This is a genomic window from Olivibacter sp. SDN3 (assembly GCF_014334135.1).
Lineage (GTDB): Bacteria > Bacteroidota > Bacteroidia > Sphingobacteriales > Sphingobacteriaceae > Olivibacter.
In genome coordinates, this window is record NZ_CP060497.1 from 1901030 (window position 1) to 1921308 (window position 20279).

At 43.1% G+C, this 20279-nt stretch carries 19 protein-coding genes; 10 read left to right on the forward strand and 9 right to left on the reverse strand.

Annotated elements, in window-relative coordinates; translation table 11 throughout:
- Window positions 1-23 precede the first annotated feature (23 nt).
- The 7 genes from H8S90_RS07720 to H8S90_RS07750 all read right to left on the reverse strand — a co-directional run bounded on the left by H8S90_RS07720 (window position 24) and on the right by H8S90_RS07750 (window position 8066).
- Window positions 24-1730, reverse strand: coding sequence for an FAD-dependent oxidoreductase (locus H8S90_RS07720; RefSeq protein WP_187341986.1), 1707 nt, complete (start codon window positions 1728-1730; stop codon window positions 24-26).
- Between the two features lie 46 nt (window positions 1731-1776).
- A complete protein-coding gene (locus H8S90_RS07725) occupies window positions 1777-1998 on the reverse strand; it encodes a DUF2905 domain-containing protein (protein ID WP_255501859.1) in 222 nt (73 codons plus the stop codon).
- A 33-nt stretch (window positions 1999-2031) separates the two neighbouring features.
- Entirely contained in the window at window positions 2032-3744 is a 1713-nt protein-coding gene (locus H8S90_RS07730) for a GMC oxidoreductase (protein ID WP_187341987.1), read from the reverse strand.
- A 650-nt stretch (window positions 3745-4394) separates the two neighbouring features.
- The gene (locus H8S90_RS07735) at window positions 4395-5045 is read right to left on the reverse strand and encodes a DUF6266 family protein (RefSeq protein ID WP_187341988.1); all 651 of its coding nucleotides are present in this window, start codon (window positions 5043-5045) and stop codon (window positions 4395-4397) included.
- A 504-nt stretch (window positions 5046-5549) separates the two neighbouring features.
- Window positions 5550-6446 (reverse strand): class I SAM-dependent methyltransferase, encoded by an 897-nt coding sequence (locus tag H8S90_RS07740; protein ID WP_187341989.1) that lies wholly within the window; start codon window positions 6444-6446, stop codon window positions 5550-5552.
- Window positions 6447-6492: 46 nt separating this feature from the next.
- On the reverse strand, window positions 6493-7245 hold the full coding sequence (locus H8S90_RS07745) for an ABC transporter ATP-binding protein (RefSeq protein ID WP_187341990.1): 753 nt from the start codon (window positions 7243-7245) through the stop codon (window positions 6493-6495).
- An 86-nt stretch (window positions 7246-7331) separates the two neighbouring features.
- A complete protein-coding gene (locus H8S90_RS07750; protein ID WP_187341991.1) occupies window positions 7332-8066 on the reverse strand; it encodes an ABC transporter permease in 735 nt (244 codons plus the stop codon).
- Between the two features lie 267 nt (window positions 8067-8333).
- Here H8S90_RS07750 and H8S90_RS07755 point away from each other — a divergent pair, with 267 nt between their 5' ends.
- From H8S90_RS07755 to H8S90_RS07800, 10 genes are all read left to right on the forward strand, one after another.
- Window positions 8334-9056 (forward strand): SDR family oxidoreductase, encoded by a 723-nt coding sequence (locus H8S90_RS07755; protein WP_187341992.1) that lies wholly within the window; start codon window positions 8334-8336, stop codon window positions 9054-9056.
- A 65-nt stretch (window positions 9057-9121) separates the two neighbouring features.
- On the forward strand, window positions 9122-9658 hold the full coding sequence (locus tag H8S90_RS07760) for a PspC domain-containing protein (RefSeq protein ID WP_187341993.1): 537 nt from the start codon (window positions 9122-9124) through the stop codon (window positions 9656-9658).
- An 81-nt stretch (window positions 9659-9739) separates the two neighbouring features.
- Window positions 9740-10678, forward strand: coding sequence for a LiaI-LiaF-like domain-containing protein (locus H8S90_RS07765; protein WP_187341994.1), 939 nt, complete (start codon window positions 9740-9742; stop codon window positions 10676-10678).
- 9 nt (window positions 10679-10687) lie between these two features.
- Window positions 10688-11305, forward strand: coding sequence for an RDD family protein (locus H8S90_RS07770; protein ID WP_187341995.1), 618 nt, complete (start codon window positions 10688-10690; stop codon window positions 11303-11305).
- A 152-nt stretch (window positions 11306-11457) separates the two neighbouring features.
- A complete protein-coding gene (locus H8S90_RS07775) occupies window positions 11458-12099 on the forward strand; it encodes a TetR/AcrR family transcriptional regulator (protein ID WP_187341996.1) in 642 nt (213 codons plus the stop codon).
- Window positions 12100-12109: 10 nt separating this feature from the next.
- Window positions 12110-13480 carry a TolC family protein gene (locus H8S90_RS07780; RefSeq protein ID WP_187341997.1) on the forward strand — a complete coding sequence of 457 codons (1371 nt, stop codon included), beginning with the start codon at window positions 12110-12112 and terminating at the stop codon, window positions 13478-13480.
- Between the two features lie 38 nt (window positions 13481-13518).
- Window positions 13519-14628 (forward strand): HlyD family secretion protein, encoded by a 1110-nt coding sequence (locus H8S90_RS07785; RefSeq protein ID WP_187341998.1) that lies wholly within the window; start codon window positions 13519-13521, stop codon window positions 14626-14628.
- 102 nt (window positions 14629-14730) lie between these two features.
- A complete protein-coding gene (locus H8S90_RS07790; protein ID WP_187341999.1) occupies window positions 14731-16302 on the forward strand; it encodes a DHA2 family efflux MFS transporter permease subunit in 1572 nt (523 codons plus the stop codon).
- A gap of 74 nt (window positions 16303-16376) precedes the next feature.
- Window positions 16377-17006 carry an FKBP-type peptidyl-prolyl cis-trans isomerase gene (locus H8S90_RS07795; protein ID WP_187342000.1) on the forward strand — a complete coding sequence of 210 codons (630 nt, stop codon included), beginning with the start codon at window positions 16377-16379 and terminating at the stop codon, window positions 17004-17006.
- A 56-nt stretch (window positions 17007-17062) separates the two neighbouring features.
- A complete protein-coding gene (locus H8S90_RS07800) occupies window positions 17063-18019 on the forward strand; it encodes an FKBP-type peptidyl-prolyl cis-trans isomerase (protein WP_187342001.1) in 957 nt (318 codons plus the stop codon).
- A 1-nt stretch (window position 18020) separates the two neighbouring features.
- Here H8S90_RS07800 and H8S90_RS07805 read toward each other — a convergent pair whose 3' ends face one another.
- Both H8S90_RS07805 and H8S90_RS07810 read right to left on the reverse strand, forming a co-directional pair.
- Window positions 18021-19334: a deoxyribodipyrimidine photo-lyase gene (locus H8S90_RS07805; protein WP_187342002.1), complete on the reverse strand. Its 1314-nt coding sequence runs from the start codon at window positions 19332-19334 to the stop codon at window positions 18021-18023.
- A complete protein-coding gene (locus H8S90_RS07810) occupies window positions 19318-20250 on the reverse strand; it encodes a TIGR01777 family oxidoreductase (RefSeq protein ID WP_187342003.1) in 933 nt (310 codons plus the stop codon). The genes H8S90_RS07805 and H8S90_RS07810 overlap by 17 nt, the downstream gene beginning before the upstream one ends.
- Window positions 20251-20279: the final 29 nt, after the last annotated feature.

Here is a 20279-nt window from a genome sequence, read left to right on the forward strand (position 1 = left end):
TTAACATATAGAGGTTTTGTCCACTATAGATGGCGCCAATTTGTTTCTATCCCTTCGTGATGTAAAAAATGCTGAAAATCTGTCAATAGCTTGGGATTTTCGCGAATGGCTCTAAGCGGAACTTTTTTCTCGTGTGCATATGTTGTTAATAATCCAACAGCCTCTCCAATACTCCATTCTACGGGATGTAATCGATAACAGCCGTTAGTAATATGTGTGGTGCCTATATTCTTATTCGCAGGTAATAGGTTTTTCATCCGTATGGGCAACAGCGCTCCTAAAGGAATTTGAAAGGGTAATGAGGAGAAGTCAATGTAATTATTTCCTCCAGAACTAGGGTGTAAATCGATATGATAATAGCCAATGCCCACACTGTCATAGAAGGGAGCAGCTTTTTTATGATCCCGTCTGCCCGTAACCAAAGCCCTGTTCTCTGCTCCTACATGTTCTTCCAACACGGTAAATAACGCTTTTATACGTCTCGACTCCCGCACGTAAGGGTATTTTGCCAGTCCATATGATGTGCCCATAATATCTCCGCGAAGTCGAAGCCCCGGCCACCCTTCACCACCATCAGGTCGAGGAGCAGTCGTTTGCAACCAATAGAATAACGACAGGCTGAGTTGTTTAGCGGCATCAACGTGTTTTTTAAATATTTCGGTGTCTACGTCAATTAAATTGCCTAGAAAATAATCATTTTGTGGCCAGTTCATTACGGTAATATCACCGGCATAAGTACCGGGTAAGAAATTATGTCGATTGATAAGCTTACGGTAATTCCACAGGTTGAGGCAATCACCGGTTTGAACGCCCTCGGGATGAAAGCCTAGCCTGCTTGGCTCTAGTGTACGTGGGCTGGAATAAGCAAGGTCGAGCAGCTTTCCCGACCACGGTGGGCTTAGCTCTGGCACAAAATCGCGCCAGAGGTGGTAATCCCGCGGCTGATCGATCACGTGGTTTTCACCGGGAGTGTAATCCATCGCTAAACACATCGTAAAAGCCTGTTGATTTTCGGGATCACCCGTTTCAGGCGCATGTAGTTCTTTTGTTTCCTTTTTTGGTTCTACCCCTTTCACATATGCCGTACCACTTAATGGCAGTAAATCGCCAAGCTCTGTTGCATCAACAAAATAAGAACCCTGTAATACTAACTCGTTTGTTTCGTCGGTATGTCTAACGGTTATAGCCATAACCTGATCAACATTGACGTCGGCCTTTACCGCTTTATGTTGCATTAATAAGGTCAACTTGCCTGAACTGATATAAGGTGCCAGCATTTCTGTTAATATGGCTAGCGCCACCGTGGGTTCGTGGCATAAACGGGAGACTGATCCATCACCGGGGTTGAGATGTTTCCTGCCTTTGGCATCTGCTGTTAAAGGATAGTTCCTTCGATAGTACTCTCGCACGCTACCCCTGAAATGTTGATACGAGCAGGGAGCACCATGAGTCTCTATCCACTGGTGCTCATCCGGGGGAACACCTTGTTGGCTTGTTTGCCCTCCCAGCCAGTCAGTTTCTTCTGTTAAGATGACCTGCTGCCCGTTGCGAAGCGCAGCAAGAGCTGCAGCGCAACCTCCAAGTCCTCCTCCAATAATAACAGTATCTGCCTTGATTTCGCCCCTTTTTTCTTTGGTTTGCAGGAGGAAGTTGTTCAAAGTTAGAGATGGAGAAGCAGCCAGGCAACCGGTGCTCACAGTTATATCGGTAATAAACTTTCTTCTATTCATCTTCTTTTACGCAATCGAAATATATTCTTGGGAGCTTTGTTGGCGATCAAAAGAATTTTCTAAAGATCCATAGCAATAAACTGATCACCCCACTAAGGATTAACATACTCACAATGGGAGCATACAGATTAAACCCTGGCTTTACTATCTTAATATCACCGGGAAGCCGACCAAACCACTTGAAATAATTGCCGGCAAAATAGATGACTACACCAATTAGCATGATCATGCCGCCACCTATAATCATCATTTTTGCTATTTCCTTCATATCTTACGGTTTCTTTTACATATTTAATTACTGCTAAACAGAGCCGTCTTGCTTCCGCATAGCATTTACGGCATAGTTTACTGCTCGTGCGGTAAGTGCCATATAAGTGAGCGACGGGTTTTGATTACCTGTGGAGGTCATACAAGCACCGTCTGTAACAAATACATTTTTGCAGGTATGCAGTTGATTCCAAGCGTTGAGTAGGGAGGTTTTTGGATCGTGCCCCATACGTACACCACCCATTTCATGTATATCCAAGCCGGGGGCATCTTGCCGGTCAACCGTTGTTATTGATTGGCATCCCGATTTTTCCAGCATTTCCGTGCCTTGAGCTAGGAAATCATGCATTAGTTTTACGTCATTTTCCGTATAATCAACAGCGGTAATGAGCTGTGGAACTCCCCAAGGGTCTTTTTGGTCGGAACTGAGTCGAACATGGTTTTCATAACGTGGAACGGTTTCTCCCTGCATCATCATGAATACTTGCCAGGGGCCTGCTTCAGATAGACGCTCTTTCAGTGTTTCGCCAATTCCATCAACAGGGTGTTGCCAGCCGCTTCGGGTGGCGTTGAAAGCAACCATATACCCCCTCAGAAAATCGGTTTCCTGTCGAAAAACATTTCGGAAGGAGGGCATGAAAATACTGGTTGGGCGTCTACCATAATAATAACGATCGTTAAGACCTTCAAAGGAAGCGGTAATGTTTCCGCGATAATTGTGAAAAGCGATGTAACGACCAAGCAACCCATTGTCATTGCCTAAACCATTGGGGAAGCGAGCGGATTTGGAGTTTAGCAAAATCAGATTGGTATTGAGCGCAGAAGCATTCACAAATATAATCCGCGCATAGTATTCCTTGACTTCCTTGGTGATTCGGTGCATGGTACGTACCCCTACCGCTCTTTTTTTATGTTCATTGTACAGGATGGCGTGTACCACCTGGTCAGCTTGTAGGTCGAGATTGCCGGTTGCCTTTGCCCAGGGTATGGTGGATGCATTGGAGCTGAAGTAGGCACCAAAAGGACAGCCTCGGTGGCAGAGATGACGTGCCATACATTGGCCACGACTTTGTTTAACATGTAAGGCTTGCGGTTTGGTTAGGTGGGCACATCGACCAATGATCACATGTCGTTCCGGGTAGTGGGCTATAACCTCTCTTTTGATGTGTTCCTCCAGTGCATTCATTTCAAAAGCAGGTAATACCTCACTGTCGGGCAGGTTGGGGATGTTGTCGCGAGTTCCACTGATACCGATAAACTTTTCGACATAGCTATACCATGGTGCCAGGTCGCGATAGCGAATGGGCCAATCAACTGCAAAACCGTCCCTGGCTGGCGCCTCAAATTCATAATCACTCCACCGCTGTGTTTGCCGTGCCCACAGCAACGACTTGCCACCGACCTGATAGCCCCGGATCCAGTCAAAGGGTTTTTCCTGGATATAAGGATGTTCCTGATCTTTGACGAAAAACTGCTGGGTAGCATCATCAAAAGCGTAACATCGGGAAACAATGGGGTTGGCCATCTGCATTTCTCGAGGAAGCGCTCCTCTGTGCGTGAACTCCCACGGACTCAACATGGCTGTTGGGTAATCGTCAATATGTTCAACCATAGGGCCACGTTCCAAAACCAATGTTTTTAATCCTTTATCACACAGTTCTTTGGCTGCCCAGCCACCGCTAATTCCGGATCCGATAACAATGGCGTCGTAGCTTGCTTGTTCTTTTCCTTTCCCGCTAATGTGCATTTTACGTTGTTCCTTTCTTTATAAGTCCTCACAAGTTATCGAATTCTGTTAATGTTTGATAATAATCGCTTAGATTCCTTTGAATATCGTGAGCGGAATTCTCCCAATTGTTCTGGTATTAGATCGCTAGGGAACCATTAAAACCTTTTTTTAGCTCTGAGCGTATTTGCTGAAAGCTGACTGGTAGGAAAAGAATCAATGTTCTTTCATTTTCATATGAAAGCTCTATGGGAAGTATTAGGTTATTGGTAAAAGAACAGTAAGCCTAAAAATAGCGAAATGAAAAAATAGGCGTGACCTCCTATTTTTATGGTAAAAAAGTATTACTTCAATACCCAATACCCGAGAAGAAGCCATACAATCCCTTTCAGCAAAAAGAAAAGGAAACCCCAGAAGCCGACGCGTTTCAGCCAAAGAATGACTTTGCTTTTCGAAGGATTTTCCTGGTTTTCTGTGGGCATATACGCAAATTAATTAATAAGCTTATTTTAAATGTTATCCTCCAAGTACGCCTTTATGCTATCACTCTTTGGTTATGTAGCAGCTCAGCTACGCGTCCAAAAAGGAGCTTCCATTGCGAGAAAGACACATCAATTTAGATTGCTTTTTGAGCAAACTCCTGTAGTAACGTAAAAATAAGTAAAAATATTTTACTTGATCTCAATGGTGCCTATATATACGCTATCCGAACTGTGATTACTGCCATCGGTAGCAAAAAAAGCGAGATAGGTATGAAAAATATCTCCACGTTTAAATTTGGCATTCGGCAAATAAAGTCTATCTTCCCCGCTTTCCCGAAAATTACCGGAAGTATGAAAGTTAAGCATCCTATCAAAATCTGTTATGAGCAGTAACGCTCTGTCTAGGCCATGCTCATTTTCTGATTTCCCCCTATATGCCCAACGGAATAAAACCTGATCATTTTCCTCTAGTGTGACGCTGGTTTCTCTAGGAGGTGCTAAGATGCCGCCACTCATCATGAATTTTTCTGGGATAATACGATAACCGGCATCGTCCTCGGTAACAGCGTTTTTGATATTATAGGACATTGCTACATTATGGCCGGTGCGATTCGGAGAGTGATTCATGAAACCCATTCTCACAAGTGGTACAATAGAGCTTAACACGTCTTGCATGAAGCGAAATTTCGATCGTTGCTTGGCTTGCCCGGCAGTTGGTTTCCGGCTGCGGTTAATTCGTGGTAAACTTCGTATATAATCAATACCCTTCCATTTACAGAAGACCACATTGCCTACTTTTCCGGAGACAGGGCCATTTACACCGTTGATTACTTTTCCCATAATACTATTATTTATCCGATACCTAATTTGTTCTAAGTATATACAAATTCTGAACAACTTCCAAATTAAGTCTGAAAATGAATATATATTTTTAAAATAAAAAAGGGACTTTAGTCGCTTTTATCCGAATAAGGTCCGAACAAAACCCTATTAATATCTGAATAAAACCCTATTTAATATTGAAATTAATGGTCAATTGGTCAGTAGTAGATTCGGAGCACCACGAAGCATGTCCCGGAAATTTAAGCATGAAGAATATTTTTCTTAAGTATTATTACGAAGTGTGGAAGGGGTTCTTCCTGGTTTAACTAGATTTCTGGCGTCTATATGCTTTCCAATAGGTTGATCAATCTTTTCAAAGTTAATGTACACCTTGCGATGAGTATATCTGAATGTGATAGCAAATCATCAACTGACGACGCAAGCAGAAATAAGCATTATTCGTTATTTTTTGCAGATGTCCATATTCCGTAGGGGGAAGGACGCTGATTTTAACGCATGACATCAACTTCTAAATTTACCGAATACACCGAGGGGTAACTTATTTCCAGTGGTAGCCTGTAAATAAAGTTCTCCGGTCTCTAGATTTCTCACCTGTGGGAAAGCTCCTTTAATCAGGTTTTCCACAATAACAGAAGAGAAACCCAGTGAGTAAGTGTTTAAAATCAAAAAATGCTCTTTAGGGTCTAGCAGCTGCACCACATCGTTCATCATCTCGCTGATATGATCTTCCAATTTCCATTTTTCACCTTTGGGACCATGGCCGTAAGCGGGAGGGTCTAAAATGATACCATTGTATTTATTACCACGTTTTAATTCGCGCTTAACAAATTTTAATGCGTCTTCTACCACCCACCTAATATCTTTCAATCCAGATAATTCCTGGTTTTCGTTTGCCCAGGTAACTACCTGTTTAATGGAATCGACATGTGTGGTGTCTGCACCGGCCGCTTGCGCAACTAAGGATGCACCACCTGTGTATGCAAATAAGTTAAGGACCTTGGGTCGTGGTATTTGAAAGGACTTGATGGTAGATGAAATATAATCCCAGTTAACGGCCTGCTCGGGAAAAATGCCCACATGTTTGAAAGCCGTTAGGCCTAAACGGAATTTGATGGAAATTTCGGGGTTTTTATAACTTATATGCCATCTATCTGCTATTTTATGGCTTTTTTTTAACCAGTCGCCGCTGGTAGCCGAACGACCTTTAAAACGAATATGATGTTTTTTGATCCACTCGCTTTCAGGAAGGGTTTTAGGCCACACCGCTTGAGGCTCCGGCCGGATCAACAGAAGATCACCAAAACGTTCCAGTTTCTCGAAGTCGCCGCAATCGATCAATTCGTAGTCTTTCCAATATTGAGGAGTAAGTAATTGTATAGTGTTGGATGTGTATGTCAAAATCTTGAAAATTTTGGACAAAGATAGCCTTTTTAGTTGTTTTTATTTAAAAGCTCTCCTTGGCAATTTTCATAAACGGACTGGCGAAAACAAAGTCATTTAGTTCATCCACATCGGTGTGGGCAATCTCTTTATTGGAGCCTTCCCATTTCTTCTCGCCTTGATAAAGAAAAAGAATATACTGTCCAATGCCCATAACCGAGTTCATATCGTGCGTCACTATGATCGTGGTGGTTTTATATTCCTCTGTAATATCTTGGATAAGCTCATCTATCACAATAGAGGTACGGGGATCTAAACCGGAGTTGGGCTCATCACAAAAGAGGTATTTTGGAGTCATGGCTATGGCACGCGCAATCCCAACCCTCTTCTTCATACCTCCTGATAGTTCCGCAGGGAATAACTTGTTTCTTCCTTCCAGGTTAACTCTTTCCAGGCAGAAATTGGCACGATCTATCCGTTCGCTTTTACTCATGTCACTGAACATCTGTAGAGGAAAAGTAATGTTTTCTTCTACGGTCATGGAGTCGAACAGTGCTGAATTTTGAAAAAGCATACCGATTTCTTTTCTTATAGGTATACGATCTTCAAAGTTCAACCGGGTAAAATCCTGATCGCGATATACCACCTTTCCCTTATTAGGTTCGTGCAAACCCACCATACATTTTAACAGCGTACTTTTGCCAGATCCGGAACCGCCGATGATTAAGCTGATTTTACCTGCTTCAAACGTGGCCGATATGCCTTTAAGCACTTCGTTATCCCCGAAAGATTTGTATATATCTTTTATTTCTATCATTGTTATCGCGATTTACCTTTATCCGATATACTCAGATTTTTATTTTCAAAATGGATACCTTTACAAGCTAGCAATTAAATTATAGCCTAAAGCATTAGTGCCGTAATTACGTAGTCGGCCGCCAGTATGGTGATACAGCTCACTACTACGCTTTTGGTGCTGGCCTGGCCTACTTCAAGTGCCCCTCCCTTTACATAAAAACCCTGATAAGCGGAGATCGTGGTGATGATAAAACCAAAAACGAAAGCCTTTACAAGAGCAACCGCAACGGTATAGCCGTTAAAGTCGCCCGTTATACCCATGATATAGTCAGCAGGAGTAACAGCACCGGATAAGGCTCCGCCAACCAGTCCGCCACTTAATGCCAAAAAGATAGATAGTATAACGAGTAGGGGTACCATGGTTATTCCGGCCAATATTTTGGGCAAAATCAAATATCCCGGAGCATTGATTCCCATGATTTCCAACGCATCGATCTGCTCAGTTACCCGCATGGAACCAATCTGCGATGAGATCGACGATCCCACTTTACCTGCTAAAACCAATGCAGATATCGTTGGACTTAACTCTAAAATACTGGAGTCGCGGTTAATTTGGCCAATAATCGAATTTGGAATGAGGTCTGAAACAAGTTGGAAGGCGATCTGCATGGTCATTACCGCACCAATAAATGTGGATATAATACCTACTAATCCTAAAGAGCCTACACCTATACTATTCATTTCATGCATAATCTCTTTCCAATAGATGCTGAACTTCTCTGGTTTTTTAAAAACCGCTTTTAATAATAAGAGGTATTTGCCGAAACTTGTAAAAAACATAAAGTTATAATCAAGATCATTATATGGTTACCAAAATAGATAAATTGCTTGGCATTCACGAATACCAAGCAAACAAATTTTGAGTAAATATTTTTTCACTATTAAATACATTAAAGGTGTCTGAACTACCTTTGACGGCTTGGCAATGTTGTTAACACCACCACCGTTGCTCTCAAACAGAAATAGAAACAGCAATTTGATATATTTGTTTGCTAATGAGTAAGAGGCTTGGACTGCAACAACAAATAATCAATAATGGTTAAAAATATGTCGAATTCAATAAAAGGGCGTTATGCTCTGATAACGGGCGCTACAAGGGGTATAGGACGGAGTATAACAGCTATGCTTGCGAAGGAAGGGTGTAACCTGATGATAGCTGCTAGAGGAGAAAAGGACTTGAAACAGTTAAGAAATGAGCTTATTAACTCATATCCCGAATGCATGATAAAATATTTTGTAGTTGATTGTGGTGATCAGGAACAGGTGAAGGAATTGGCGGAGGCTGCAGCAAATTTTTCTGCCACTATTGATATCCTTATAAATAATGTGGGCCTATTTAATCCATCGAGTTTTTTGGAAGAAAGTGAAACCACATTTGCCGATCATATGGCTGTAAACGTGTTCTGTACACACTACCTGTCGGTTTTTTTCGGCAGAAAAATGTGTAAGAAAAAAGCCGGTCACATATTTAACGTGGGTTCGGTTGCTGGGAAAATGCCTTTTGCGAAGGCAGCCTCATATAGTGTAACAAAATATGCCGTACACGGTCTAACTACTGTATTGAGGCAAGAGTTTGGCGCATATGGTGTGAAGGTGACAGAAATTATTCCAGGTTCAACGTATACTTCCTCCTGGGAGGGGATTGCAATTCCGGAAGAGCGCTTTGTTGCGGTAGATGATATTGCGGCGTCTGTTCGTGCTTGCCTACAGATGAGTGCAGGCGCCAATGTGGATGAAATAGTAATCAGACCTGTTTACGGCGAGATATAGTCAGCGCATTTGTAAGCGTGGCAGAAGGAGATAAAAACAGGGGCGTAAAAATAAAAACCGAGGTTATGGAAAAAGAACTTAGACGGAATGAACAGGAGGGCATGATAGGTGGCGTCTGTGCGGGTTTGGCAGAATATGTTGATATTGACAAAACCTGGGTCAGATTGCTGTTTATCTTAAGCATATTTTTGGGCTTCTCCGGTTTTGGTATTGTAGGGCCAATTATTTATGTGGTCATGTGGGCTGTCCTCCCCAAAAAACCTTTTGTGTTTCCGGATATTTCCGGAGAAGCTTTTAATCAGGAAACACCGGTAGCCCCAGAGACTTATGATAGGGAAAAAACACCTTATCAAAATGTGAAAAATAAAAGGGACAGCGATAAAAGGCTTGCCGGAATTATTTTGTTGGTAATAGGTGCTTTTTTGCTCATTATTCAATTGGATATTATCACCTGGACAGAAATTATGCGCGTATGGCCCGTAGTATTTGTGGTTTTGGGAATTTTCACTATTTCGACGTCCTTTGAGCGACGGAAGGTTGCTGAAGACCGGAGGGAGTATACCATAGAGGGCGACGAAGAGGAAGCTACAGAAGAGATATAAAAAATAAGGAGACGGTAGCCATTGAGGTTGAAAGCCTTATACTAAAATAATAGCCATTTTACGATAATTAAAAAAATTGAGATGAAAAGAGATAGATTAAACTGGGGCCTGGTACTGTTGTTCATTGGCGTCATGTGGTTGCTGAGCAACTTTGGAGTAGTGACCTTTTACTGGTCGAGTTTATGGCGTTTTTGGCCAATATTTCTCATCATTATTGGTGTTAACCTATTGGTGCCACGACATGGGTACGGTAATATTATTTCTGTTATTGCAACTATTGGAGCCTTGGTTTTTATCGGTTATCAATCTTCAAGGCCTACCAGTAGCTGGAAAGAAGGATCGGTTTGGCGTAATTTGGATGAAGGAGAAGATGATGGGGATGGTGTAGAACGGAGGGCCGATTTTGTTACGGCCTTTGAGGAGCAAGTGAAGGAAGTTAACTTGGAGATCAAAGGAGGAGCAGTTGAATATAATGTTGGCGGCGAAACGGACGAGCTGTTTAAAGCAGAAACTAAAAGTAACTTCGCCGGTCATGTACTGCAGAGCTCTACTAGGGATTCTATCGCAGATTTATCTTTTCGGATGAAGAATACCAAAGGCAGAAAATGGAATTTGCGGAATAATGGGGAGAATGAGGCGAAAATGTATCTTAATACCAATCCCATTTGGAACATAAAGGCAGAAGTTGGGGCTGGGGCCATTGATTTTGACCTGAGTAGGTACAAGGTTAGAAAATTGACATTCAAAGGGGGGGCTGCATCCTTCGAAACGAAACTGGGAATGCCATTGGAGTCGTCGGAAATTTTTGTAGAGTCAGGGGTAGCAAGTATTGAAATAGCCATACCTCAGGCAGCAGCCTGTCGGATTCAGGTGGAATCAGGACTGTCTTCAAAGGATTTTCCCGGATTTACGAAGCGGGATGATGGCTCATACGCAACAGCAGATTTTGATCAGGCATCTAATAAATATTTGATCAACTTAAAAGGTGGGTTGAGTTCGTTTTCCGTTGAACGCTACTAGCTGCGGATCATGTATTATTATATTGTAAAAGGCGGAAAGCCTGAAGGCCCTTTTCAATTGGAAGACCTGAAAAGTATGGGGCTCTCGGGTACCGATTTTGTGAAACCTGAGGGTTATGACGACTACAAGGAACTCCGTGAGCTACCCGATCTTTGCCAAGAGCTTGGTGTACGGCATGAGCGCGCTGCTCCCCAATATTATGCCACTTTGGACGTCCGATTGCTTGCGGCAGCTATCGATTATTTTTTTGCGTTTATCATTTACTGTTTGGCGGCGCTGGCGGTTTTAATAAAGGTTGATGACGGCAGCGCTCAGGGAAAGGAAGAGCAGTGGATGATGCTCGTATTTGGCTTAGGCCTTATTCCTATTGTTAAGTTCTTAGTCAACGTAATTGCAGAAGGATCCAGACTGAATGCTTCACCAGGCAAATTGCTGTTACAGATCAGGGTAACCGATATGCAGGGTAATCCCATTGGCCTTGGAAGGTCATTTCTGCGGAATGTAGCGAAGATTACCTGCGTAATTACTTTTGGGATCGGATATCTAACGGGGTTTTTCGACCGGAAGCAACAGTGTTTTCATGATAAAATAGCCAAAACCTTGGTTATAAAAGGACGTTTGATCTAAACCGTCTAAAATTTCTTTTGTATTTTACATAAATCAGACAAAGCATAAGATGTTGATATTCATTATTTTATGTGTTGTCGCTGGGTGCCCTTTCTGTTAAACATTTGTTTAAATTAAACGTTTGTTTAATTTTGCGCAGCAATTACAAAAAAATGAAAACATACAGCGATAAACAGCTTCAGATCATGGATATTGCCTTACGGCTTTTTGCCGATCATGGATATGATAAAACATCCGTACGTGACATTGCACAGGAGGCAGGCGTTAACGTGGCTATGGTGTCTTATTATTTCGGATCGAAGGATAAGCTATTGGAAGCATTATTTATCAATCATTTTGCTTTCATTACCAGTACACTTGAAAATATTCTACATGAAAAAACAAGCAGTGCTTTTGAAAAAGTAGAAAAAATAATCGACGTGTTTATTGATACCCTGTATAGCAGACAGCTGTTCAATCAGCTTATGATGCGTGAGGCAAGCATCTTGAAAGAAGGGCCGCTTTTTGAGATGATCCTGGAGATGAAAACAAAAAATCGAAAATTGGTGGAGCGTGCGGTTAAGAGCGGACAGCGGCTGGGCGTTTTTCGAAAGGATGTGAATGTTTTTTTCCTTTCTTCCGTATTGATCGGCAGCGTTAATCAGATGTTGGCCAACTGTCGATATGAAGCCCGGAGCAATAAACTGGAAGGCGCAGCAAAAGATAACTTTAAAAAGGAAGGTCTGTCGATCTTAAGGGTGCATCTCAAAAGAATGTTTATCGCGTATCTCACATTCGACGAATCCCATAAATAAGAAAAACAACATGAGAAATTGTATTCATAAACGTAGCAATTATTTTTTGTTAGGTGTCTGTCTCCTGTGGCTGTTTGCAGGAACAGCCTTCGGACAGGAGCAAAAATCACTTTCCTTGCGGGAGGCTATAGGGCTGAGCGTTAACCATAACAGATCACTCAAAGTGAGTAAAAGTAAAGTAGAGCAGGCCGTGGCTTCTTTGCGTGAGGCTAAAGATAACCGTCTGCCGGATATCGATGTCTCTGGGCAATATATGCGCTTGAACCGTCCAAATGTGAATCTCAAATTGCAACAGCCGGATACACAGGAACCGGGGAGCGGAGCAATGGACGACGCACCTGATATTAGTCAGGCGATGTTTGGTATGGCTACAGCCAGTTTGCCGATTTTTTCTGGTGGAAGGATCAACAATGGCATCGCTTCGGCGAAATACCTCGAAACTGCAGCTACGCTGGATGCTGAGCGCAACAGGCAAGAGGTTGTTCAGAATACCATTGCTGCTTATTATAATCTTTACAAAGCCCAGGCAGCGGTGAATCTGGTAAAAGAGAATCTGGAGATTTCGAGGCAGCGGGTGAAAGATTTTGCCGGTATGGAGGCTAATGGTTTAGTGGCACGCAATGATTTGCTTAAGGTGCAGTTACAGGAAAGTAATCTGGAGCTGGCTTTGCTCGAAGCAGAGAATAATGCTGCAATAACCAATTTTAATTTTGATTTGATGCTCGGCCTGGAAGAGCATACCAAACTGCTATTGGATACTACCGACCTGTCGCAACTTCCGGCGGCCAGCACTTTGGCAGCATGGGAAACATCAGCTCTAAATGAGCGATCGGATTTTAAGGCTGTAGCGAAACGGCAGGAAGCCGCACATGCTGGAGTTAAGGTTGCCAAGGGGGCTTATTATCCAACACTTGCGCTTTCAGCTGGTTATGTTGGCATTAATGTGCCACATGCCCTTACCGTTACCAATGCCGTCAATGTAGGCGCTGGCCTAAGTTATAATATAGCCTCCCTTTATAAAGCAGGCGCGAAAATAAAGCAGGCGAAGGCAGAGGAAGATCAACTTGCGTTAGATCGGGAGCAATTAAGTGATGCGATCAAAAGCGATATACATAAAGCGTATCAAGATTATAATCAACGCTTAAAACAGATCCAAGTGTATGAAAAAGCGGTGGAGCAGGCCAATGAGAATTATCGCATTACGAAGAATAAGTACGACAATAGTCTGGCAACGACCACCGATCTTTTAGATGCGGATGTTGCCCGGTTGCAGGCTAATATCGATTATACCTACGCGAAGGCGGATGCCGTAGTGGCCTACAACAAGCTCTTTGAAAGTGCCGGCATAAGTAATGAGACTTACGCCACAGACGATATATAGATAGAAGATTTAAATGACCTAGCGATTTTATATAAAAAATGGAAACAAATAATCAAACAACAGTAAATACACCGGAAAAGAAATCGGGCAATAAAGGTTTTGCTATAGTTTTTGCGTTGTTGATCCTTATAGGAGGAACGTATGGGGTGATTAAATACCTCCATGCACAGCAACACGAGGAAACCGATGATGCTCAAGTAGTGTCCACGATCAGTCCGGTCATTCCGCGTGTATCTGGCTATATCAAGGACGTGCGTGTGAAAGACAATCAACAGGTGCGCAAAGGCGATACCTTAGTGATACTTGACAATCGGGATTTTATGGTCTCGCTGGCACAAGCAGAGGCTGGTTTAGCCTCTGCTAAGAGCAACGCGCATGTAGCGGGGGCAGGCATTCAGGTGGCACAGGCAAACATTCATACTTCCGAGGTGAATATTGGAACGGTAGAAGCGCAGATCGAATCGGCGAAAGTGAATTTATGGCGTGCCGAGAAAGATTTTGAGCGTTACGGGAATTTGATAAAAGATCATAGCATTACGCAGCAGCAGTATGAGGAAGCCTTAGCTAATAAGCAGTTGGCAGAAAAGCAATTGGCTATCTTGGAAACTCAGCGACAGTCGGCCGATCGTCAAGCAAAAGCAATCAGCACACAGAAAGCAGTGAGCACTGGTCAGGTATCGGTGGCCGACGCAACTATTAAACAACGGGAGGCTGAGGTCGAATCGGCACAGCTGAGCTTATCGTATACCGTGATAACCGCAGCTATCGATGGCCAGGTGGGTAAGGTAAATCTGCAGCCGGGACAGTACCTCGCTGCAGGACAATCGTTGTTCAGTATTGTTCCCTTAGATGAAAAATGGGTGATCGCTAATTTCAAGGAGACGCAGTTAACGAGAATGGAATTGGGGCAGAAGGTATCGATTACCGTAGACGCATACCCAGACGTAGCGCTGGAAGGTACCGTGGTTTCCTTCTCGCCCGCAACCGGAGCCATACAGTCCCTACTTCCCCCGGATAATGCTTCAGGAAATTTCGTTAAGGTCGTGCAAAGGATACCGGTAAGAATCGATTTTGAGGAGGGACATGACCCGGCATTTATGGCTAAACTCCGTACAGGGATGAATGTACTGGTGGATGTACACCTCTAAGCAAATACATTTTGTGCATATCGCTACATCGGGTATTCGTGGCCTATTGTTTAGACGGCTATTAGGGATGCGTAAAGTTTAGGGAGCGAAATAAAATAAATTATGGAACAGAATTCATTGGTAGAATACGGTTTTCGAAGAGCGATAATTACGATTACAGCTATTTTATGTGCCTTATTGGAAATCGTAGATACCACCATTATAAATGTGGCGCTTAACGAGATGCGTGGAAACTTGGGGGCTACACTCAGTGAAATAGGTTGGGTAATTACAGCCTATGCTATCGGTAACGTTATTGTGGTGCCATTGACCAGCTTTTTTTCGGAGCAGTTTGGTAGGCGTAATTATTTTGCGGCATCCGTTATTTTATTTACGGTATGTTCTTTTTTATGCGGTAATGCGAATACGATGTGGGAGCTCATTCTCTTCCGGTTTTTGCAGGGTGTGGGTGGGGGTGCTTTATTGGTAACCTCGCAAACCATCATCACCGAGGTTTTCCCGGTAGAAAAGCGGGGAATGGCACAGGCGCTCTATGGGCTAGGCGTGATTGTCGGACCGACATTGGGGCCGCCGCTTGGAGGATATATTGTGGAAAATTACAGTTGGCCCTATATTTTTTACATCAATATTCCCATCGGAATCATTGCCGTGATGCTTACCTTAAAGTTTATCAAAAGTCCGAAATACGGCGAAAAGAAATCGGCCAGTCAAATCGATTGGTGGGGAATAGCCTTTTTGGCGGCTGCGGTTGGTTCGCTGCAGTTTGTACTGGAGCGAGGGCAAGAAGAAGACTGGTTTAATGACAGTATGATTTTGGCTCTGTCGGTAATATGTGTGCTGAGTATTTATCTTTTTGTTTGGCGGGAACTTACCTGTAAAAACCCTATTGTAGAGCTCCGGGTATTGAAAAATGGTAATTTACGTGTCGGTACCGTACTATCCTTTATTCTCGGTTTTGGTTTGTACGGTTCTACGTTTATCATCCCGCTATATACACAGAACTCCTTGGGCTGGACGGCCTATCAGGCCGGTCTACTCATGGTGCCGGCATCTTTGATGACCGCCTTCATGATGCCTATCATAGGACAGGCCATTCAGCGGGGAGTAAAGCAAAAATATCTGGCCGCAACCGGTATGTTCCTGTTTTTTCTTTTTTGTATTTGGGGGTATAAAATTTTGACGCCCGATACCGGAGAGGATGCTTTCTTTTGGATGCTCATGTTGCGCGGCGTCGCAATGAGTTTATTGTTTATACCGGTTTCAACCTTGTCTTTATCCACCCTAAGTGGTAAAGAGATCGGACAGGGCGCGGCATTTACCGGCATGATGCGTCAATTGGGTGGTTCATTTGGTATTGCATTGATTACTACTTTTATGAGTAGACGTAACGCTTTACATCGAAGTGATTTAATTGGACATATTAGCCCAGATAACCCCATGTTTCAGCAAAAGTACCAGGGGTTGATCGCTAATTTTATGCAACATGGAATGGCTCCCAATCAAGCAAAGACTGCGGCATTGAAAGCTTTGGATGGGTCGATCACCGGGCAAGCGGCAGTGCTGTCCTATATGGATGTATTTTTGTATATCGGTTTGGCATTTCTAATCTGCGTACCATTTATCCTAATGTTAAAAAACGCAAAGGGAAAAGTAGAAGTGGCGGGGGCACATTGATGTTAAAAAATGTTAATCCATCCATTTAATAAATTAAATCCATAACTTTGTAAAACGCTTAGCCGTGATTTAATATGAAAGGAATCTATACCTGTGTGTTAACCATTCTTTTGGGCATTATCATCGTATCTTGTAATAAGGACGATGTAGATGTATATGATCAGCAGGCTATTCTTGAACGGGAAGCCTCTATGCTATCTGCTTATATCACAGCGCAGGGCTTGTCTGATTCTGCAGAATTACATCAACAAACCGGTATTTGGTATGTGCTCAAAGATCCGGGAGAAGGTGATTTTAATTATCTAGATACCAGTGATAATACCGGGGAGAGCCAGTTGGCAAATGCACAGATCTTGGTAAAGTACACCGGAAAATTGCTCGATGGGACAGTATTTGATGAAAATTTAAACCCAGATACAACAGACGCCAATAATGGTTATTTTAACTTGTTACCAACTCAGACGCAGCCCGGAGTGATCACTGCTTGGCAGATTGCTTTTTATCCTGCAAAGATTGGCGAGCATGAGATAGGTGGACTGCTGGAGACAGGTTTGCAGAAAGGAGCGAAAATAAGAATTATTACACCCTCTCCTTATGCTTATAGAAATCAACCCAATGCGGATATACCGGCAAATTCCCCTTTGGATTTTGATATCGAGGTGCTTGATATAAAAAAGTCTCCTGACCAGAATAACGTGAATTAAAATTGTCGATTTTTACAAAATGACACTTTAAAATAAAAAATAACATTATATCGTAAATGATCTCTCCCCTTAAAAAATTAGCTGTTGGCTGTTTATTGGTTTTGACGGTATTCGCTGCTTGTAATAAGCAAGAATATCAAAGCGTAGAAGCGTTGGATGCACAAAATATTGAAGCTTATATCCAAGCTAATAATTTGAATGTGCAGCCCCTAGGAAATACGGGAATGTACTACCAGGTTGTAGAAGAAGGAAAAGGCGCTGAACTTGACTACACAGGCAGATACCCCATCGTATATACGGTAAAATCGCTCGATGGCTCTTATAATGTAGCAGACACCTTTTCTGCCTCTAATCGCTACATGGACTATTTAGGTTATTTTTTAGGATCATCACCGCAGGGATCCAGTGCCGCAGCGTCACCTAATTATCAGGAAATTTTCGAGAGAGACGAAGGTTTAAAGCATATTCTTCGTAACGTACTGCAAAAAGCTGATGGAAAGGTTCGGGTGCTCATTCCGTCAAGATTATTGAACTACGGCCCTAACGGGAATGACGACTTAGGCATACCCCCCAATGCATCCATGGATTATGTGTTACACGTAATTGATAGTGCCAGTATGCCTGCTTATGAAGATGCCTCTATTCGTAAACGTATTGAAGCGCTCGGATTGAATCTGGAAGAATATGAAACAACCGAAAGCGGTATCTATTATCATATTAGTGAACAAGGAACTGGTGATCCGATTACGGTGGATTCCACTGTAACCGTTGCGTATGCCCTTACATTATTTAATGGTAATGATATTGAACGCTCTGACTCAGCTAGTTTTGCTCTAACGGGACTTATTCCTGCTTGGAGGGAAGTTGTGCCTAAGTTAAACAAGGGCGGGGAAGTCCGTTTTTTTTCGCCTTCTAAAAGTGCCTATGGTTATGCTGGAGGGAACATTCCGTTTAGTCCACTGGAGTTCAGTATTACCGTCCGAGACGACAGTAGCAGTGATGAGGACGAATAGTTTAAAGCTCATCGTTCAAAGCATGTTTATATACTTCCAAAGCCCGTTCGCGGGCTTTTTTATGTTCCACGATGGGCTTCGGATATTTAAATGGGTCATCAAATTCAGGTACCCAGCGTTTTATATACTCCAGATTCGGGTCAAATTTCTTTTGCTGTAATTCAGGGTTGAATACCCGAAAATAGGGCGCCGCATCGGTTCCCGACCCTGCGGCCCATTGCCAGTTGCCCACATTACTGCTCTGCTCGTAATCCTGTAACTTCCGCGCAAAATAGGCTTCACCCCAACGCCAATCGATCAATAGATGCTTGCAAAGGAAGCTTGCGACGACCATTCTTACCCGGTTATGCATAAATCCAGTTTCATTCAGCTGGCGCATTCCGGCGTCTACCAAAGGGTACCCGGTTTGCCCGGCACACCAGGTTTCGAATTCTTTTTCATCATTGCGCCATCGGATGCCGTCATAGGCTTTTTTGAAGGCTTTATGGGTCGTATGAGGGAAATGCCATAGAATCATCATAAAAAACTCTCGCCAGACGAGCTCATCGAGCCAGGTTTTTTCTTTCGCCTGCAGGGCCTCCTGAACCAATCGACGGATACTTACCGTGCCAAAACGCAGATGTAAACTCATTCGGCTGGTACCATGTTCATCCGACGGTATATCCCGGGTTTCGCTGTAACTTTCCATCACACCCTTATAGTGCTTATCAGGGAAAGCCTGAGACGTAGCTTCAAAACCGAGGGATTTCAAAGATGGGAGTGCTTGCCTGTATGTGTGATAGCTACCGTCAGAAGCCGATAAGATATGGTAATCCTGGTTATCCAGTTGTGCATACCATTTGTTCTTATAGGGTGTGTAAACGGTATAGGGTGTGCCGTCAGCCTTTAGGAGCTCATTCTTTTCAAAAATCACCTGATCTTTGAAGGTAAATACTCCCAAACCTTCTTTAGTTAAAAAGTCATTAATTCGTTGATCTCGCTCTCTGGCGTAAGGTTCGTAATCGTGATTATAATAAACAGCCGCAGGCTCGAAATCCTGTATAATCTTCTTCCATGCGATCTCGGGTCTATCGTGATATATTGCAATAGCCGTGTGATGTCTTTTTAATTGCTGGTTAAGGGTTCCTAACTGCTGGTGGATAAAGGCGACCCGGGCATCATCGCTGTCTTCCAGTTTAGACAGGATGTTGTGGTCAAAAATAAAAACGGGTTGCACACGACGGCCACTGGTTAGTGCATGAACAAGAGCTGCATTGTCATTTAGCCTCAGGTCCCGACGAAACCAGTGGATGGCTATCTCATTCTTTTTGCTCATCTTCTGCAGGCTTTATATATATATTGGTTAAAGCTTCCCGGATAGTAGGATACTTGAACTTAAATCCTGCGTTGCTTATACGTTCGGCGGATACCCTAGTGCTGTGTAGAAGTAGATCACTCATTTTTCCCATAATGGAACGAATAAGGAAGGCTGGCACAGGTGGCGCCCATAGCGGTTTCTTAAGGGTTTTTGCCAACGCCCGATTGAGCGTTTTATTGGTGATGGTTTCGGGAGCTACCATATTATAGACGCCACGGAGCCCTTCGTGTTCCAAAGCAAAAATATACATGGCCACAGCGTCTTCTAGGTGAATCCATGGCGTGTATTGTCTGCCGTTGCCCAATTTTGCGCCAAGGCCTAGCTTAACGGGTTTCGCCATTAATGGAAGAGCCCCGTCTTCTTTGCTTAAAATAATACCACTCCTTAACGATACTGTGCGGATACCGTAAGAGGCCGCTTGTGAAACAACTTGTTCCCAAGCGAGGCAGGTTTGGCCTAAAAAGTCATCTGAAGGTACGCGCTCTTCCGTTAACAATTCGTCGCCACGATTACCATAATAACCTGTGGCTGATGCAGAAATTACCGTTTTTACCCGGTGGGGCGTCGATTGCAATAACTGGTAGATGAGCTGAATACTGTCTGTTCTGCTTTTTAGAATATTTATCCGCACATTTTTGCTCCATGGTTTTTTTGCGATACCTGCTCCAGCTAGATGGATAATGGCTTCTACATCGGTGATACAGGATTTATCTATCGCGCCTTCTTCCAGATCCCATGTAAAATAACTGACAGACGATGTGTTGCTTTTGGCTTTTCGCGTTAATGCATGTATGGTATATCCTTTACTTACTAATGCTGCTATCAATGCTTCTCCTACCATGCCACTGGCACCTGTAACTAGTATTTTATTCATTTCGACAATTTTGTAATAAAGTAAAGCTT

Excerpts from the sequence above, each read along its gene's own strand:
- H8S90_RS07720 (WP_187341986.1), bottom strand. The coding sequence starts at position 1,730 with ATGAATAGAAGAAAGTTTATTACCGATATAACTGTGAGCACCGGTTGC.
- H8S90_RS07725 (WP_255501859.1), bottom strand. The coding sequence starts at position 1,998 with ATGAAGGAAATAGCAAAAATGATGATTATAGGTGGCGGCATGATCATG.
- H8S90_RS07730 (WP_187341987.1), bottom strand. The coding sequence starts at position 3,744 with ATGCACATTAGCGGGAAAGGAAAAGAACAAGCAAGCTACGACGCCATT.
- H8S90_RS07735 (WP_187341988.1), bottom strand. The coding sequence starts at position 5,045 with ATGGGAAAAGTAATCAACGGTGTAAATGGCCCTGTCTCCGGAAAAGTA.
- H8S90_RS07745 (WP_187341990.1), bottom strand. The coding sequence starts at position 7,245 with ATGATAGAAATAAAAGATATATACAAATCTTTCGGGGATAACGAAGTG.
- H8S90_RS07750 (WP_187341991.1), bottom strand. The coding sequence starts at position 8,066 with ATGTTTTTTACAAGTTTCGGCAAATACCTCTTATTATTAAAAGCGGTT.
- H8S90_RS07755 (WP_187341992.1), top strand. The coding sequence starts at position 8,334 with ATGTCGAATTCAATAAAAGGGCGTTATGCTCTGATAACGGGCGCTACA.
- H8S90_RS07760 (WP_187341993.1), top strand. The coding sequence starts at position 9,122 with ATGGAAAAAGAACTTAGACGGAATGAACAGGAGGGCATGATAGGTGGC.
- H8S90_RS07765 (WP_187341994.1), top strand. The coding sequence starts at position 9,740 with ATGAAAAGAGATAGATTAAACTGGGGCCTGGTACTGTTGTTCATTGGC.
- H8S90_RS07770 (WP_187341995.1), top strand. The coding sequence starts at position 10,688 with ATGTATTATTATATTGTAAAAGGCGGAAAGCCTGAAGGCCCTTTTCAA.
- H8S90_RS07775 (WP_187341996.1), top strand. The coding sequence starts at position 11,458 with ATGAAAACATACAGCGATAAACAGCTTCAGATCATGGATATTGCCTTA.
- H8S90_RS07780 (WP_187341997.1), top strand. The coding sequence starts at position 12,110 with ATGAGAAATTGTATTCATAAACGTAGCAATTATTTTTTGTTAGGTGTC.
- H8S90_RS07785 (WP_187341998.1), top strand. The coding sequence starts at position 13,519 with ATGGAAACAAATAATCAAACAACAGTAAATACACCGGAAAAGAAATCG.
- H8S90_RS07790 (WP_187341999.1), top strand. The coding sequence starts at position 14,731 with ATGGAACAGAATTCATTGGTAGAATACGGTTTTCGAAGAGCGATAATT.
- H8S90_RS07795 (WP_187342000.1), top strand. The coding sequence starts at position 16,377 with ATGAAAGGAATCTATACCTGTGTGTTAACCATTCTTTTGGGCATTATC.
- H8S90_RS07800 (WP_187342001.1), top strand. The coding sequence starts at position 17,063 with ATGATCTCTCCCCTTAAAAAATTAGCTGTTGGCTGTTTATTGGTTTTG.
- H8S90_RS07805 (WP_187342002.1), bottom strand. The coding sequence starts at position 19,334 with ATGAGCAAAAAGAATGAGATAGCCATCCACTGGTTTCGTCGGGACCTG.
- H8S90_RS07810 (WP_187342003.1), bottom strand. The coding sequence starts at position 20,250 with ATGAATAAAATACTAGTTACAGGTGCCAGTGGCATGGTAGGAGAAGCA.